Origin of the sequence: Microtetraspora malaysiensis (assembly GCF_050947145.1) — a bacterium.
Lineage (GTDB): Bacteria > Actinomycetota > Actinomycetes > Streptosporangiales > Streptosporangiaceae > Microtetraspora_A > Microtetraspora_A malaysiensis.
In genome coordinates, this window is sequence record NZ_CP191998.1 from 7,864,469 (window position 1) to 7,879,697 (window position 15,229).

Annotated in this window: 15 protein-coding genes and 1 tRNA gene; 8 read left to right on the forward strand and 8 right to left on the reverse strand. The window is 71.5% G+C overall.

The features are described 5' to 3' along the window. The first annotated feature begins 24 nt into the window (after positions 1–24). The 4 genes from ACQP1V_RS36835 (at position 25) to ACQP1V_RS36850 (ending at position 2,704) form a co-directional block, all read left to right on the forward strand. The gene (locus ACQP1V_RS36835) at positions 25–891 is read left to right on the forward strand and encodes a branched-chain amino acid ABC transporter permease (protein ID WP_387411565.1); all 867 of its coding nucleotides are present in this window, start codon (positions 25–27) and stop codon (positions 889–891) included. Further along, a complete protein-coding gene (locus ACQP1V_RS36840) occupies positions 888–1,982 on the forward strand; it encodes a branched-chain amino acid ABC transporter permease (RefSeq protein ID WP_433415195.1) in 1,095 nt (364 codons plus the stop codon). The genes ACQP1V_RS36835 and ACQP1V_RS36840 overlap by 4 nt, the downstream gene beginning before the upstream one ends. 175 nt (positions 1,983–2,157) lie before the next feature. Then, a complete protein-coding gene (locus tag ACQP1V_RS36845; RefSeq protein ID WP_433415197.1) occupies positions 2,158–2,340 on the forward strand; it encodes a hypothetical protein in 183 nt (60 codons plus the stop codon). Positions 2,341–2,631: 291 nt separating this feature from the next. Continuing rightward, positions 2,632–2,704, forward strand: a tRNA-Leu gene (locus tag ACQP1V_RS36850). Between the two features lie 112 nt (positions 2,705–2,816). Here the strand turns inward: ACQP1V_RS36850 and ACQP1V_RS36855 are convergent. Continuing rightward, entirely contained in the window at positions 2,817–3,701 is an 885-nt protein-coding gene (locus ACQP1V_RS36855) for a hypothetical protein (protein WP_433415199.1), read from the reverse strand. Between the two features lie 168 nt (positions 3,702–3,869). On the opposite strand from ACQP1V_RS36855, the gene ACQP1V_RS36860 reads away from it, so the two are divergent. The 4 genes from ACQP1V_RS36860 (at position 3,870) to ACQP1V_RS36875 (ending at position 9,172) form a co-directional block, all read left to right on the forward strand. Further along, positions 3,870–5,051: a sensor histidine kinase gene (locus tag ACQP1V_RS36860; protein WP_433415201.1), complete on the forward strand. Its 1,182-nt coding sequence runs from the start codon at positions 3,870–3,872 to the stop codon at positions 5,049–5,051. An 88-nt stretch (positions 5,052–5,139) separates the two neighbouring features. Further along, positions 5,140–5,808 (forward strand): response regulator, encoded by a 669-nt coding sequence (locus tag ACQP1V_RS36865; RefSeq protein ID WP_433415203.1) that lies wholly within the window; start codon positions 5,140–5,142, stop codon positions 5,806–5,808. A 115-nt stretch (positions 5,809–5,923) separates the two neighbouring features. After that, complete coding sequence (locus ACQP1V_RS36870; RefSeq protein WP_067124871.1) at positions 5,924–6,667, forward strand: ABC transporter ATP-binding protein; 744 nt, start codon at positions 5,924–5,926, stop codon at positions 6,665–6,667. A gap of 3 nt (positions 6,668–6,670) precedes the next feature. Continuing rightward, the gene (locus ACQP1V_RS36875) at positions 6,671–9,172 is read left to right on the forward strand and encodes an ABC transporter permease (protein WP_433415205.1); all 2,502 of its coding nucleotides are present in this window, start codon (positions 6,671–6,673) and stop codon (positions 9,170–9,172) included. A 64-nt stretch (positions 9,173–9,236) separates the two neighbouring features. On the opposite strand, the gene ACQP1V_RS36880 is transcribed toward ACQP1V_RS36875, so the two are convergent. The 7 genes from ACQP1V_RS36880 to murI form a co-directional block, all read right to left on the reverse strand. Then, positions 9,237–9,485 carry a hypothetical protein gene (locus ACQP1V_RS36880; RefSeq protein ID WP_387411577.1) on the reverse strand — a complete coding sequence of 83 codons (249 nt, stop codon included), beginning with the start codon at positions 9,483–9,485 and terminating at the stop codon, positions 9,237–9,239. Next, a complete protein-coding gene (locus ACQP1V_RS36885) occupies positions 9,482–10,300 on the reverse strand; it encodes a toxin glutamine deamidase domain-containing protein (RefSeq protein WP_433415208.1) in 819 nt (272 codons plus the stop codon). Before ACQP1V_RS36885 ends, ACQP1V_RS36880 begins: the two co-directional genes overlap by 4 nt. 125 nt (positions 10,301–10,425) lie before the next feature. Next, positions 10,426–12,093, reverse strand: a complete 1,668-nt coding sequence (locus ACQP1V_RS36890) for a sulfite oxidase (protein ID WP_433415210.1) — start codon at positions 12,091–12,093, stop codon at positions 10,426–10,428. 67 nt (positions 12,094–12,160) lie between these two features. Then, a complete protein-coding gene (locus ACQP1V_RS36895) occupies positions 12,161–12,772 on the reverse strand; it encodes an XTP/dITP diphosphatase (RefSeq protein WP_433415212.1) in 612 nt (203 codons plus the stop codon). Between the two features lie 48 nt (positions 12,773–12,820). Next, positions 12,821–13,537, reverse strand: coding sequence for a ribonuclease PH (rph, locus tag ACQP1V_RS36900; protein WP_067125962.1), 717 nt, complete (start codon positions 13,535–13,537; stop codon positions 12,821–12,823). A gap of 5 nt (positions 13,538–13,542) precedes the next feature. Then, positions 13,543–14,295 (reverse strand): MBL fold metallo-hydrolase, encoded by a 753-nt coding sequence (locus ACQP1V_RS36905; protein ID WP_433415214.1) that lies wholly within the window; start codon positions 14,293–14,295, stop codon positions 13,543–13,545. Next, positions 14,292–15,203 carry a glutamate racemase gene (gene murI, locus ACQP1V_RS36910; protein WP_387411585.1) on the reverse strand — a complete coding sequence of 304 codons (912 nt, stop codon included), beginning with the start codon at positions 15,201–15,203 and terminating at the stop codon, positions 14,292–14,294. Before murI ends, ACQP1V_RS36905 begins: the two co-directional genes overlap by 4 nt. Positions 15,204–15,229: the final 26 nt, after the last annotated feature.

Sequence of the window (15,229 nt, forward strand, 5' to 3'; positions counted from 1 at the left end):
CGATCCCGCACGTGAGGAGACTCGATGAGCAACATCGTGCTCCTCGCGCTCACCGGCCTCGGCCTGGGCGCGCTCTACTTCCTCATCGCCTCCGGGCTGTCCCTCATCTTCGGACTGGCCGACGTGCTGAACTTCGCCCACGGCCTGTTCCTCGCCGTCGGCGCGTACGGCACCTGGTGGTCCTCGACGCACCTCGGATTCCCGTTCGTGCCCGCCGTCATGTTCGGCGTCGTGGCCGGCACGGCGACCGCCGTACTCGTCGAGACGCTGCTGATCCGGCCGCTCTACCGCCGGACGATCGAGCAGGTGCTCGTCACCGTCGGGCTCAGCCTGGCGGGGGTGGCGCTGCTGCAGGCCGCCTTCGGCGCCGACCCGCTGACGTTCCCCCGGCCGGAATGGGCCACCGGGACCACGCGTATCCTCGGCGCGATCGTGCCCAACGACCGGTTCCTGCTGATCGGCGCGGCCGTCGTGGTGCTGGTCGCGATCCAGGTGTTCCTGCGCCGGACCCGCTTCGGCCTGATCGTCCGGGCCGGCGTCGAGGACCGGACCATGGTCACCGCCCTCGGCATCAACGTACGCACCGCCTTCACGCTGGTGTTCGCCATCGGCGGCGCGGCGGCCGCGCTGGCCGGAGCGCTCGCCGGGGTCTACTTCGGCAACGTGTCCCCCGGGCAGGGCACCTCTCTGCTCATCTTCGCCTTCATCGTCGTCGTCATCGGCGGCATGGGCTCGGTCACCGGCTCGGCGATCGCCGCCGTGCTGGTCGGCCTGGTCCAGCAGTTCACCAGCTTCTACGCGGCCGCGGGCGTCGGGGAGGCCTCGGTCGTGCTCCTGCTCGCCGTGGTCCTGCTGGCCCGGCCGGGCGGCCTGGCAGGGAGGGCAGCGTGACCACGACAGCAGACGCCTCCGAGACCGCGACCGCGGACGACCTCCGCCCGCGTCCCGACTCACCCCGCCGCCGCTGGATACGGCGCGGCGCGCCGGTGGCCGCCTTCGCCGTGCTGGCGATCCTGCCGTTCTCGACGCTGGACCTGCCCGGGCTGCTGCCCGGCCCGGCCAACAGCCCGGGATCGCTGCAACTGCTCGCCGTCTGCCTCGTCTTCGCCGGGCTCGCGGCCACGTACGACCTGCTCTTCGGCCGTACGGGGCTGCTGTCCTTCGGGCACGCGCTCTACGTGGCGCTGGGCAGTTACACGGTCAACATCGCCGTGACGAAGCTCGGCCTCACCCTCCCCGCCGCGCTGCTGCTCGCCGTACTCGTGGGCCTGGTCGTGCCCGCGCTCCTCGGCGCCGTGGCGCTGCGGGTGAACGGCATCGCGTTCGCCATGGTGACCCTCGCGACCGCGCAGGTCGGCTCGATCCTCGTGATGAGCGATCCGGGGCGGCTCACCGGCGGCGAGGAGGGGCTGCCGCTCGCGCCCGACGCGATCCCGGCGTTCCTCTCCGGCGTGGCCAACACCGCGAATCTGTACTGGATCGCCCTCGGCTACCTGATCGTCGTGCTGGCGGTGATCGCCTGGGTGGTGGCGTCGGAGCCCGGCCGCGTCTGGCAGGCGATCCGCGAGAACGAACGCAGGGTGTCGGTCCTCGGTCTCCCGCCGTACCGGTTCCGGCTGCTGGCCTTCGTGATCGCGTCATTCCTGGCGACACTGGGCGGGGTCGTCCACCTCTTCCTGGTCGGCGGATCGAGCCCGCAGATCACGACGTCGAACTTCACCCTCGCCTTCCTGGTCATGGTGGTGCTCGGCGGTACGGGAAGCCGCTGGGGCGCCATGCTCGGCGGCGTGCTGTACACCTACCTCGACCACCGGCTCGCCGCGCTCGGCACGTCCGACGCCGTCGCGGGCCTGCCGGAGGCGCTGCGCGCGCCGCTGTCCGAGCCGCTGTTCGTGCTCGGCGTGCTCTTCATCGTGATGGTGTACTTCCTGCCGGGCGGACTGGCCAGCCTCGCCGCCCGCCTACGCGGCCGTACGAGATGATCGGCCGCCGCCTCCTCGCCCACGGATGAGCCCGGCGTCTCGTGACGACGGCGTGGATGTTCATGTCCGCTTCGTTGTCCCGGGACGCCGGATCCGGCGGCATCATGGATATTTCCGATTTTGCTCCGAATTCGGACCGACCGAAATTGCCGGTGCCGCTCAATAGGCTCGGGCCATGGCGAACCCGAAGTACAAATACACCCCCGAACTGCTCGCCGAGGCGGCCGCCAACTCCCTCAGCATCGCCGATGTGCTCCGCCATCTCCGAATCCGGTGGTCCGGGGGCACGCACGCGCACATCAGCCGCCGCCTCAAACACTTCGGCATCGACCTCGCACTTCCTCGGCCAGGCACATAGCCGGGGCACATGCTCCCCCGCTCGTCGAACCGCGACGGAGATCCTGGTCATGCCGCCAAAGGGCAGTTCTTGACAGCGACCGGCGTTCCTACGCCGTGCCCTTCGCGAAGGAGGAGTTCCCTACGAGTGCTCACGTTGTAGGATAGGCGGCGCTTGGCTGGGTCAGTCGCCGACGCTACACGCCGACCACATCAGCGGAAATTGGCTCGACAACAGAACAGGGAATCTGCGATTCTTTTGCCCGAACCGTCATTCACAAACGGATAATTTCGCAGGCAAGGGAAAATCACAGGGGTCGTAGTCCAACGGCAGAGACGGCGGCTTTAGGTGCCGTACAGTGCGGGTTCGAATCCCGCCGACCCCACATTTTAAATTAAGCGAAAGCCGCCTCTTTCCACAGAGGCGGCTTTCGCTTTTCTTTGACGGAAGTGCCGATTCCGCGCCACGCCTCATCGACGGGGGCATGCGCAGGGGCGCTACTCGGAGCGGCCGGAGCGGGGCACCGCGCAGCGGAACCCGCTCTCGGTCTGCTGGCAGAGCTGCGACAACTGCTCCTGCAGGTCCTTCATGCGCTGCCCCCCGCCGAAGGATCGGTCCCGCTGGCCACGACCGTCCAGGTAGCCGTTCTCGAAGGGCGCGCTGTACGCGTGCTCCTGGTTCCAGATGGCGGTGCCGACCGCGACCGCGCCTCCGCCGAGGATCGCTCCGATCAGCCCGGCGACGATGAACTGGCCTCCTCGCCCGCGGGCGAACGCGCCGAATCGGTGGGCGGCCGACTGTGGCCGGCTGCCGGAGCCCGCTCCGGCCCCTCCGGCCGTGGTCGCCCATCCCGGCGCGGCCCAGCCGGGACCGCCGGGGCCGTACGCGTACGTTCCGAAAGCCGGTCCGGCCACGACGGCGGGCTGGCCGTACATCGGCGTGACCGCAGGGCCGGACGCGGGCATACCTCCCGGCCCGGACGCGGGCCCGGGCGGACGTGCCGGACCGGGTCCCTGCGTCCACCCGTAGGGCGCCGGGCCGGGGGCGTGCGTCGGCGTGGTCGCCGGGCCGTACGGAGGTGCGAAGGTCGGTGCGGGTCCGGGCCCGCCGGGACGCGGCCCCGGCGCTCCGCTCGGCGACGTGAAGGGCTTGAGCCCGAGGCCGGACATCGAGTCGGCGGTCGTGGGCGTGGTGCGCGCGGCGGCGTCGGTGGAGTCGGCGGGCTGCTCGGCGTTTCCGGCGTCTCCAGAAGACGGCTGCGCCGCGGAGTCGGCAGGCGCCGCCGTGGCCGGGCCGGAGTCGTGACGATCCCCGAGTGCCTGGCCGTCTGGGTCGCGCGGCTCATCCTCTGCACCGCGCGACCCGGCGTCGCGATCCGCCATCACACAGATCTCCCTTTACTCGCCCGCAAGGGCTCCCTTGTAAAGAGTGCCCGACGAACCGTAAGTGTGGCGTAAATGTGGACAAGTCGCTATGCGACCCGGGTCGTAGACGGGGATCCGTCACAGGGGGGAACCGCGCCTACCTGCGGATTACCTATCGTTAGTGCCGTGTTCGGCAGACTGCGCGCCTGGAAGCGACGCCACTCCCTCCTCGTTGACACGCTCGCTCTCACACCGCTGGCGATGCTCGGCCTGCTCTCCACCCTGTCCGCCTCCTCCTATGCGGACCTGTCCGGGAGAGACAGGTTCGGCCCGGTCGTGCTGCTGCTGCTCAGTGCCATGCTCGTGGTGCCGTTGATCTGGCGGCGGAGATACCCGGTCGTCGCGTTCGCGATCGTCGCTCTCGTGTGCTTCGTCCAGTGGGCCGTCGGGATCGCCGTCCTGCCCGTCAACTTGGCGGTCCTCGTGGCGATGTACGGCGTGGCCGCGCGCCGCCCCTTGAAATGGGCGATAGCGGCGGCCGTGGTCGCCGAGATCGGCATCTTCCTCTCGCTGGTCCGCACCTCCGCCGACGTCCTCAACAACTGGCCCGGGCCGACCGTGTTCGTCGTCGCGATCTGGATCAGCGGCATCTACGTCAACATGCGGCAGCGGTACGTCGAGAGCCTGCTTGAGCGGGCGGAGCGCGCCGAGCGCGAGAGGGACCAGCAGGCGCGCATCGCGGCCGCCGCCGAGCGCACGCGGATCGCGCGTGAACTGCACGACGTGGTCGCGCACAACGTCAGCGTGATGGTCGTCCAGGCCGACGGCGCCGGTTACGCCATCGACACCGATCCCGAGCAGGCCCGCCGTGCCGTGCAGGCGGTGTCCTCGACGGGGCGGCAGGCGCTGGCGGAGATGCGACGGCTGGTGGGGGTGCTGCGCGACGACCACGCATCGGGCGGCGAGTACGCTCCGCAGCCGGGTCTGGAGCAGCTCGCCGATCTGATCGATCAGGTCCGCGCGTCGGGGTTGCCGGTGGACTTCACCAGGTCCGGCCCTCAGCCTGAGGTGCCGGATGGAGAGCAACTGGTGATCTATCGGATCATCCAGGAGGCGCTGACGAACACCCTCAAGCACGGCGGCCCCGGCGTCAGCGCCTCGGTCCAGGTGGAGTACGGCGCGCACGACGTGACGCTGACCGTGGCCGACGACGGGCGGGGCGCCTCCGCGGCGCGCGCGGACGACGGGCACGGTCTGATCGGCATGCGGGAACGGGTCGGGATGTACGGCGGCACGGTCCACGCGGCGCCTCGCCCGGGAGGCGGCTTCCGGGTGACCGCCCGCCTCCCGATCGGCCAGACGGCATGAGAGCCTCAGAAGGTGCCCAACGCGGCGCGATCCCCCGGAGTGCCGCAAACCAGCCGGGGTGGCCCGCCAACGGACGAAGCGAGGAACTGTGATACGCGTGATTCTGGTCGACGACCAGGTGCTGGTGCGGACGGGTTTCCGGATGGTGCTGGGGGCACAGCCGGACATCGAGGTCGTCGGCGAGGCCGCGGACGGGGCGGCGGCGGTGGAGGCCGTGCGCTCGATCGAGGCCGACGTGGTCCTGATGGACGTGCGCATGCCGCGTATGGACGGCGTGGAGGCGACCCGCCAGATCTGCGCGTCCTCGTCGTCCGGACCGCGGGTGCTCATCCTCACGACGTTCGACCTGGACGAGTACGCCTTCGCGGCGATCAAGGCGGGGGCGTCGGGCTTCCTGCTGAAGGACGTGCCGCCGGCCGACCTGCTGACCGCCATCCGGGCGGTCCACGCCGGGGACGCGGTGGTCGCGCCGAGCACGACCCGCCGGCTGCTTGAGCGGTTCGCCGTCCACCTCCCCGACGACAATGACGCGCCGCGCGACCTGGACGGCCTGACCGCCCGGGAACGCGAGGTGCTGGTCCACGTGGCTCAGGGCCTGTCGAACACGGAGATCGCCGCGCGACTGTACCTGGCCGAGGCGACGGTGAAGACGCATCTCGGCCGGATCCTCGCCAAGTTGCGGCTCCGCGACCGCGCCCAGGCCGTCGTCTACGCGTACGAGACCGGGCTGGTCGTGCCGAGCGGTGGACTTCAGTAGCAACGGACGTACACCGAGAGTCGTACATCGGGCGTCGCGGATGCGCGGAAGGGGCAGGTCAGGTCCCTTCCTCCAGCCGAGAGAAACGCATGATCACGGCCATAGCGTTGGCCGCATGACGATGACTACGGACGTCCGACAGGCCGTGACGGCAAGGGGACTCAAGAAGGTTTACGGCCAGGGCGACGCCGCGGTGCACGCTCTGCGCGGGATCGAGGTGGGGTTCGCCACGGGGGCGTTCACGGCGATCATGGGGCCGTCCGGCTCCGGCAAGTCGACGCTGATGCACTGCCTGGCCGGGCTCGACACGGTCTCCGCGGGTGAAATCCACATCGGCGACGTGGAGATCACGAAGTTGAACGACAAGCAGCTCACGCTGCTGCGCCGGGAGCGCATCGGGTTCGTGTTCCAGGCGTTCAACCTGTTGCCGACGCTGACCGCGGAGCAGAACATCCGGCTCCCCTTGGAGATCGCGGGCCGGCAGGCCGACCAGGTCCTGTTCGACCGGGTGATCGAGACGGTGGGGTTGGGCGAGCGGCTGGGACACCGGCCGACCCAGCTCTCCGGCGGTCAGCAGCAGCGGGTCGCGGTGGCGCGCGCGTTGATCAGCAAGCCGCAGGTGATCTTCGCGGACGAGCCGACGGGCAACCTTGATTCGCGCAGCGGCGCCGAGGTGCTGGCGTTCCTGCGCCGATCGGTGCGCGAGCTGAACCAGACGATCGTCATGGTGACCCACGATCCGGTCGCCGCGTCGTACGCCGACCGGGTGATCTTCCTGCGGGACGGGCTGCTGGTGACCGAGCTTTTCGAGCCGACCGCGCAGACCGTCCTCGACACGCTGATGAAGCTGGAGGCCTGAGCCGTGTTCAGGACGACTCTGGCCGGGCTGCTGGCGCACAAGCTGCGCCTGCTGCTCACGTCGCTCGCGATCACGCTGGGCGTCGGGTTCATCGCGGGCACGTTCGTGCTGACGGACACGATCGACGCGGCGTTCGCGCAGAAGTTCACCGCGGACGCCGCCAAGATCTCCGTCGCGGTGCTTCCCGACGGGAACAAGGCCGACCGGCGGCAGGATCCGATCCTCACCGCCGGCGACCTGGCCAAGGTACGCGGGGTGCGGGGCGTCGCCGACGCGCAGTGCATCGTGCAGGGCACCGCCCCTCTCCTCGGCAAGAACGGCAAGGTCGCGGGGAGCAGGGCGACGGCGGGGATCTCCGTCCCCGAGGGCGCGCTCAACCGCACGGTGGTCGTCGAGGGCGCGTCGCCCGCCGCCGCCACGGAGGCGGTGCTCGACAAGGACACCGCCAAGACGCGCGAGTTCGCGGTGGGCGACACCATCACGGTGCTCGACGCGAAGCAGGTCAAGCACCAGTTCACCCTGGTCGGGCTGTTCGACGTCGGCGTCAACCAGGAGCTGTCCCTCACGGGGGCGGTCGGCTTCACCGCGGACACCGCGCTGCGGATGACGGGGGCGAAGGGGTTCCGGGAGATCGACGTCCGCGGGGGCGACGGCGTATCTCCGGAGGACCTGCGCGCCTCGGTCGCCGCTGCGCTCGGCTCGGGCTACACGGTCAAGACGGGCACGCAGCTCGCCGACGACCTGGCGGCGGCCAACAACATGGACACCGCGTTCATCAGGATGGGCCTCCTGCTGTTCGGTGTGATCGCGATGCTCGTGGCGGCGCTGGTCATCTACAACACCTTCAACATCCTGGTGGCGCAGCGCGCCCGCGAGATGGCGCTGCTGCGCTGCATCGGCGCGACGAAGAAGCAGGTCTTCGGCTCGATCCTGCTGGAGTCGGTCGTGGTCGGCGTGCTGTCCTCGGTGCTCGGCCTGCTCATCGGGCTCGGTCTCGGCGCGGGGGCACTGGCGGTGCTGGGCGCGGTGGACGCCCCCATCCCGACCGGGGTCGGCGTCTCCCTCTCCGCCCGGACGATCGTCGTGGGCCTGGTCGTCGGCATCATCGTGACGGTCGCGGCGGCTCTGCTGCCCGCCCGGGCGGCGACCCGGGTGGCGCCGATCGCGGCGCTGCGGGCCCAGGTCGAGGAGAGCACCTTCCGCGCCGGCATGCTGCGGATCGTCTTCGGGGCGCTCTTCCTGCTGGCCGGTACGGGCATCACGGCGCTGGGAGTGTCGAAGGACCCCGGGCAGGACGCCCTGCTGGCCGTCATGGCGAGCGGCTGCGTCTTCTTCCTCGGCGTGCTGATCCTGGCACCGCTGATCGTCAAGCCGTTGAGCGCGTTCATCGGCTGGCTGCCCGCACGGCTCTTCGGGGTCCCGGGCAAGCTGGCGGTGGACAACTCGCGGCGCAACCCCAAGCGTGCGGCGACGACCACGGTCGCGCTCACCATCGGCGTGACGCTGATGACGCTCATCTCCGTGGTCACCACCACGACCCGCGCGACCGTCTCCGAGCAGCTGGACGCGCAGTTCCCGGTGGACTACATGATCGGCACTCAGCAGCACGACGCGACGATCCCGCGCACGGTGGCCGCGGACCTGCGGTCCAAGCCCGAGTTCGGGTCCGTGGTCGCGGTCCGGGAGACCAAGACCAGGATCAAGGGGCAGTCGGTGAACGTCGGCACCTTCACCGACGATCCGGAGTTCACGGTCACCCCGGTCAAGGGGTCGATGAAGGATTTCGGACCGGGCACGGCCGCGGTGACGAGCTGGACCGCCAAGGAGCTCGGCGTAGCGGTCGGCGACACCCTGGAGGCGGCCGGCAAGGGCTACCGCGTCGTCGCGCTCCTCTCCGACCAGGCCACGCCCGTGTACGGCGTGAGCCTGACCGAGCAGGACTTCGACGCCGCCTTCCCCGAGGCCATGGACCGGGCAGTCCTGATCAAGGTCAAGGACGGCGTGGCCGCCGACACCTCGCGCCGGATCGTCGAGGCGGCGACCGAGCCGTACCCGGCCGTCCTGGTGGAGAGCGTGACCGAGACCCGGGGCGCGTTCGACGAGGCGCTGGACATGATCACGATGATCATCACGGGCCTGCTGGGACTGGCGGTCCTCATCTCCCTGCTGGGCATCGCCAACACGCTGTCGCTGTCGGTGCACGAGCGGACCCGGGAGTCGGCGCTGCTGCGCGCGCTCGGCCTCACCCGGCCCCAGCTCCGCCGGATGCTCTCGATCGAGGCGTTCGTGCTCGGCCTCATCGGAGCGCTGGTGGGCGTCGCCCTCGGTGTCGCCTTCGGGTGGGCGGCGACCCAGACCATGGTGAATGACGTCATCTTCCGGGCGCCGGTCCTTCAGATCCTCGGCTTCGTCGCCCTCTCGGGGGTGGCCGGCGTGGTCGCCGCCCTCCTCCCCGCCCGGCGCGCGGCGAAGGCGTCCATCGTCGGTTCGCTCGCCAGCAGCTGACGACCATGCGGACACGCCTCCCGGGGACGCCCCGGGAGGCGTTGCCGTACCGTTCGAAGGCCGGTCAGCGGGGGAACTGGTCGGCGACGGCCTGCGGGGCGAGCAGGGGGCGGACCATGGTCTCGCCGGTGTCCTTGTCGATGACCAGACAGCCGCCCCCGACCGTCTCCGGCAGCGACCGGGGGTCGTCGGGGTCCGCGCCGCGCGCCCAGGCCACGTACACGCGGCCGATGGTGAAGATCTCCACCTTGCCGGGCCGGCCGGTGAAGTAGGCCTTCGCCAGTTCGCGTGCCTTCTGGAGCGAGACCGTCAAAGACGCAGCCCCTCCCGGTCGATGATCACGCTGAAGACGCCCGTCACGTCGGCGTACGGCGGTTCGACCGCCATGTGGCCGCGCTGGGCGTCGATCCAGACGATCTCTCCATGGCTGTTGACGGCGTTCCACGCGTGGCTGCCACCGCTCGGCCAGCGGGTGATGAGGATCGCGGCGGCGCCGTATCCACCGGTGAGGAGCCGCCGGCCGATCAGGGCGTACGCGCGGCGGCCGTGTCCCACGTACTCGAACCGGTGCCCGATCCACCGCTCGGCCCGGGACACGCCCTTGGCCTCGCCGGTCAGGACGGGGTCGCCGCTCTCGTCGTACTCGGGGAGCCGCGGAGCGGCCACGATCGGCTCGCCGTGCCAGGTGGACAGCACGGAAAGCGCGCAGTCGACGGCGTTGGTGGAGCGGAACGGGTTCTCCGAGGGCCCCTCGGCGTTGATGAGCCGGATCCAGGTCCCGCGCGGGTCGGGGAACCGCCCGCCGACCGCCTGGTCGAGGTCCCGCTGCGCCTGCGAGTCCGGCTCGGCGAGCCCGCCCGGCACGCCGTACGGCCGGGCCAGGTCGAGGCGGGGCGGGCGCGTCGGCCGGTCGAACCAGTCCCGGCCTCCGGCGAGCGCGATCGGCGCGTGGACCCGCAGCGGAGGTTCCTCGGGCGCCGGCGCCGGCACCTCCGCGGCCTTCTCGTAGTCGAGCCAGCGGCGGCCGTCGGGGGCGACGACCGGGTTGTAGACGCCGGTCGGCAATCGCCACCGGGACGTGCCGTGGGACTGCCAGCGGGACTGCCGGTGGGTCATCTCCTGAGGCACGTGCCGCGGCTCCTCTCGACTCAGGCGCGTATCAGGATGCCGATGCTAGAGGGGGACGGCCCCCGGCAGGCCTCATTCCCGCACACGCCCGGGCGGGTCGCACCGGTTCGCCGGTTAGATCCGGTTCAACCCGCCCGGACTCTGATGGTGTGGTAGCCGGTGGCACCGTCCGGAGCAGGTGGGGCGACAGCCGCCGTCTGGGTGTATCCGGTGGCGTCCGTCGCGCGGACGGCGATCGTGTGGCCGCCGGGGGCGAGGTCCCAGTCGATCGACCACTGCCGCCAGGTGTCCGGCCCGGGCACCTCGGCCAGCGTCGCCCGCCGCCACTCGCCGCCGTCCACCTGGACCTCGACCGCGTCCACGCCACGGTGCTGCGCCCACGCCACGCCCGCGACGGTCGTACGGCCCGCGGGCACGCTGTCTCCTTCGCGAGGGACGTCGATCCTGGACTGGGTTTTGATCGGAGCCCGGGGGGCCCATCCGCGGGGCGTCCAGTACGCGGTGTCCTCATCGAACCGGGTGACCTTGATCTCGGTGATCCATTTGGTGGCGGAGACATAGCCGTACAGGCCGGGGACGACCTGGCGCACCGGGAACCCGTGGGCCGCGGGCAGCACCTCGCCGTTCATCGCCACCGCGAGCAGCGCGTCCCTGCCGTCCATGACGACGTCCACCGGCGTGCCGCTGGTCCAGCCGTCCTGCGAGACGCTGAGCAGCATGTCCGCGTCGCGCCTGATCCCGGCCTCGCGCAGCACGTCGGCCAGGCGGGCGCCGAGCCAGCGGGCGTTGCCGACGTACGGCCCGCCGACGTCGTTCGAGACGCAGGTCAGGGTGACGTCCGCCTCCACCAGGGGACGCCTGAGAAGGTCGGCGAAGGTGAGCTCGACCGGCCGGTCGACCATGCCGTGGATCTTCAGGGTCCAGGATCGGGGGTCGACGCCGGGCACGACCAGCGCGGTGTCCACCCGGTAGAACTCGTAATTGGGCGTGACGAACGGTGCCAGCCCCCTGATGCGCAGATCGGCCCCGGCGGGGAGCGGCTTCGCCGCGACCGCGGGGCGCGGCAGCATCCTCGCCACGCTTCTCCTGGCGCTGGTGACGTCTCCGCGCCCGGCGAGCAGGCGCCCGGCCACCACGCCGGCCCCGGCGACGCCCGCGCCGACCGCGACGCCGGTCAGGAGTTTGCGCCGGTCGAACGCGTAGAGGTCGGCCCCGGCCCGTCTGACGGAGGGCCCGGCGGGGGTCCTCGGCTCGGCCCGTCCAATGCCCGGCCCGGTCCCCGTCTCGGCCGTACCCGGCTCTGTACCTGGCTCTGGGGCCGGCTCAGTGCCCGGCGGCGCGGTGGCCCCCGCGCGGCGGAAGAGCAGGACCAGCGTCCAGGCGCCCGCGGCGGCCCCGACCGTCGAGGGGAGGAAGTCGAGCGGCCCGGAGTCCGGGCGGCTCACCGCGGCGATGATCCCCACCACGCCGAACGCGGCCAGACCGGCGGTGCCGTACCCGACGCGCCATCGGGCGATCAGGCCGAGAGCGGCCGCGATCAAGGCGACCACGACGACGATGCCGGCGACCAGGACCGTCTTGTCGTTCTCACCGAAGGTGCGGATCGCCCAATCCTTCAGCGCGGCGGGGGTCCGGTCCACCATCGCGCCGCCGACGGCGACCACCGGCGACGCGCTCGCGGTGGTCAGCCCGGCCACCAGCTCGGCGACGCCGAGCCCCACAGCCCCCGCCGTCACGCCGGCGAGAGCGGCGGCCCACGCGGGCGGGCGCGGGCCTCTCGCGTTCGTGTTCACACGTCCGACGGTATGCCTCCGCGGCCACGACCGGGAGCCCATGCGGAGATCGGCTCCGGGGACGTGGTCAGGCGGACGTGCGCAGCAGCTCGGGGAGGTCGGCGGCGAGCGCCCGGAAGGCCCGGCCGCGGTGGCTGATCGCGTTCTTCTCCTCGGGCGACAACTCGGCGGTCGTCCGGGTCTCGCCGTCGGGCACGAAGATCGGGTCGTAGCCGAAGCCGCCGGTGCCGCGCGGCTCACGGAGCAGAACCCCGCCGATCACGCCTTCGACGACGTGCTCCTCGCCGGTCGGCAGCGCGAGCGCGGCGGTGCAGGCGAACTGCGCATGGCGGCGCCCGTCCGGCACGTCGGAGACCTGGGCGAGCAGCAGGTCGAGGTTGGCCTTGTCGTCGCCGTGGGCGCCCGCCCACCGCGCGGAGAAGATGCCCGGCATGCCGTTCAGCGCGTCCACGCAGATGCCGGAGTCGTCCGCGATCGCGGGCAGGCCGGTACGCGAGGCGACGGCGTGCGCCTTGAGCAGCGCGTTCTCGGAGAAGGTGAGGCCGGTCTCGGCGACGTCCGGGATCTCGGGGAAGGAGTCCATCCCCAGGATCTCGATCGGCGCGCCGGTCTCGGCCAGGATCCCGCGCAGCTCGGCGACCTTCCCGGCGTTTCGGGTGGCCAGGACGACCTTGTGCATTCTTTCTCCCTTGCTACCGGCCAGGGGCGGCCGGGCCGTACGGGCTGCTCAGGCGAGCGCCTCGGTCTGCAGGCGGGTGAGCTCGGCGCAGCCGGCGGCGGCGAGGTCGAGCAGGCCGTCCAGCGCGGCGCGGTCGAAGGGCGCGCCTTCGGCGGTGCCCTGGACCTCCACGAAGTCGCCCTTGCCAGTCATCACCACGTTCATGTCGGTCTCGGCCTTGACGTCCTCGACGTAGCACAGGTCGAGCATCGGCGCGGAGCCGACGACGCCGACGGAGACGGCGGCCACGGAGGTGACCAGCGGGTTGCCCGGGCACATCTTCTTGGCGCGCATCCAGGCGATCGCGTCGGCGAGCGCGACGTAGGCGCCGGTGATGGCGGCGGTGCGGGTGCCACCGTCCGCCTGCAGCACGTCGCAGTCGAGGACGACGGAGTTCTCCCCGAGCGCCTTGTAGTCCACGCAGGCGCGCAGTGAGCGGCCGATCAGGCGGGAGATCTCGTGCGTCCGGCCGCCGATCTTGCCGCGGACGGACTCGCGGTCGCTGCGCGTGTTGGTCGAGCGGGGCAGCATGGCGTACTCGGCGGTGACCCAGCCCAGGCCGCTGCCCTTGCGCCAGCGCGGCACGCCGGCCTCCACCGTCGCGGCGCACAGCACCTTGGTCTCGCCGAACTCGACGAGCACGGAACCCTCGGCATGGGCGAGCCAGTTCCTGGTGATCGTCACGGGGCGAAGCTGATCGGGTCGACGTCCGTCTGCACGAGCCATGACCTTCACCCTAGGTCATATACCGCACCGCTTCGGGCCAACTCGGTCCGTCCGCGGTAGCCGCCCGCGTCCGCGTCGGCGAGTACCCGCTCGGGGTCGTACCACGGCACGAGATGGGTCAGCACGAGGCTCCGCGCCCCCGCCCGCGCCGCGTGCTCGGCCGCCTGCCGTCCGGTGAGGTGGATGTCGGGCCGCTCTCCCGGCCCCTCGACGAAGGACGCCTCGCACAGCAGCAGGTCCACGTCGCGGGCCAGCGTGACGAGCTCCGCCGACTCGCCGGTGTCCGCCGAGTACGCCACGGTGCGCCCGGCGTGGGAGACCCGGAAGCCGTACGTCTCGACGGGGTGGTTCATGGGCGCGGCGACCACCTCGAAGGGACCGATGCGCCGGGTGCCGGGCTGGAGCCGTACGAAGTCGAAGGATCGCTCCATGACGGGTTCGTCCGGCATCGCGTAGGCGGCGTTGAGCCGGCGGGACGCGTCGGCCGGGGCGTGGACCGGCACCTTGGGCAGCGGTCCGTCCGGGGAGTAGGTCCGCACGACGTGGTACGCGCACAGGTCGAGGCAGTGGTCGGCGTGCAGGTGGGAGAGGCAGACCGCGTCCACGTCGTAGAGGCCGGTGTGCCGTTGCAGCGCCCCGAGCGAGCCGCTGCCGAAGTCCAGGAGCAGGCGGAACCCCTCCGCCTCCAGCAGGTAGCAGGAGGAGGGGCTGTCCGGGCCGGGGAAGCTGCCGGAGCAGCCGACGATCGTGACCTTCATCGGGTCCTCCCCTCGCCGGAGCCGTCGCCGCCGTGAGCCGAGGAGGCCGGCCGGCCGTCTCCAGAGCCGTCTCCCACACCGTCTTTCGAGCCCGCGGATGAGCCGTCGCCGACCGGGGCGAGCTCGACCGTCTGGATCTCCGGGCCGAGGAAGCGCCGCCCGAGCTGCTCGAACAGGGCGGTCTCGCCCGTCGCGCGGAAGACGTGCCGCGGCGGCTCGCCCGGTGCGCCGGCGAGCCCCCGGTCGTGCAGGATGCGGAAGACGTCCTTGGCCGTCTCCTCGGCGCTGGACACGAGCGTGACGCCGTCCCCGGCGACGTACGAGACCGCGCCGGTGAGCAGCGGATAGTGGGTGCAGCCGAGGATCAGCGTGTCGCAGCCGGCGTCCTGGATCGGCTTCAGATAGCCGCGGATCACCTCGATGAGCTCGTCGCTCATCGTCTCGCCGCGTTCGACGAAGTCGACGAGCAGGGGCGCGGGCACCCCGATCAGCTCGACGTCGGGCGCGGCGGCGAACGCGTCGTGGTAGGCCATCGACGCGATCGTGGCCCGCGTGCCGATCACCCCGACCTTGCCGTTGCGGGTGGCGCGTACGGCCCGCCGGGTGGCCGGCTGGATCACCTCGACCACCGGTACGTCGTACCGCTCGCGCGCGTCGCGCAGCACGGCCGCGCTGGCGCTGTTGCAGGCGATGACGAGCATCTTGACGTCGTGCTCGACCAGGTGGTCCATGACCTCCAGGGCGTACCTGCGGACCTCGGCGATCGCCTTCGGCCCGTACGGCTGGCGCGCGGTGTCGGCCACGTACACGATGGGCTCGTGCGGGAGCTGATCGATGATCGCGCGGGCGACGGTGAGGCCGCCCACCCCGCTGTCGAAGATCCCGATCGGCCTGCTGTTCTCCGGCATGAGTCCCAAGGTTAGGGGACCGGCGG

What these genes read in the sequence shown, in the direction of transcription:
- ACQP1V_RS36835 (WP_387411565.1), top strand. Translation starts at nt 25, where the DNA reads ATGAGCAACATCGTGCTCCTCGCGCTCACCGGCCTCGGCCTGGGCGCG.
- ACQP1V_RS36905 (WP_433415214.1), bottom strand. Translation starts at nt 14,295, where the DNA reads ATGAAGGTCACGATCGTCGGCTGCTCCGGCAGCTTCCCCGGCCCGGAC.
- murI (WP_387411585.1), bottom strand. Translation starts at nt 15,203, where the DNA reads ATGCCGGAGAACAGCAGGCCGATCGGGATCTTCGACAGCGGGGTGGGC.
- rph (WP_067125962.1), bottom strand. Translation starts at nt 13,537, where the DNA reads ATGGCTCGTGCAGACGGACGTCGACCCGATCAGCTTCGCCCCGTGACG.
- ACQP1V_RS36870 (WP_067124871.1), top strand. Translation starts at nt 5,924, where the DNA reads ATGACGATGACTACGGACGTCCGACAGGCCGTGACGGCAAGGGGACTC.
- ACQP1V_RS36845 (WP_433415197.1), top strand. Translation starts at nt 2,158, where the DNA reads ATGGCGAACCCGAAGTACAAATACACCCCCGAACTGCTCGCCGAGGCG.
- ACQP1V_RS36855 (WP_433415199.1), bottom strand. Translation starts at nt 3,701, where the DNA reads ATGGCGGATCGCGACGCCGGGTCGCGCGGTGCAGAGGATGAGCCGCGC.
- ACQP1V_RS36895 (WP_433415212.1), bottom strand. Translation starts at nt 12,772, where the DNA reads ATGCACAAGGTCGTCCTGGCCACCCGAAACGCCGGGAAGGTCGCCGAG.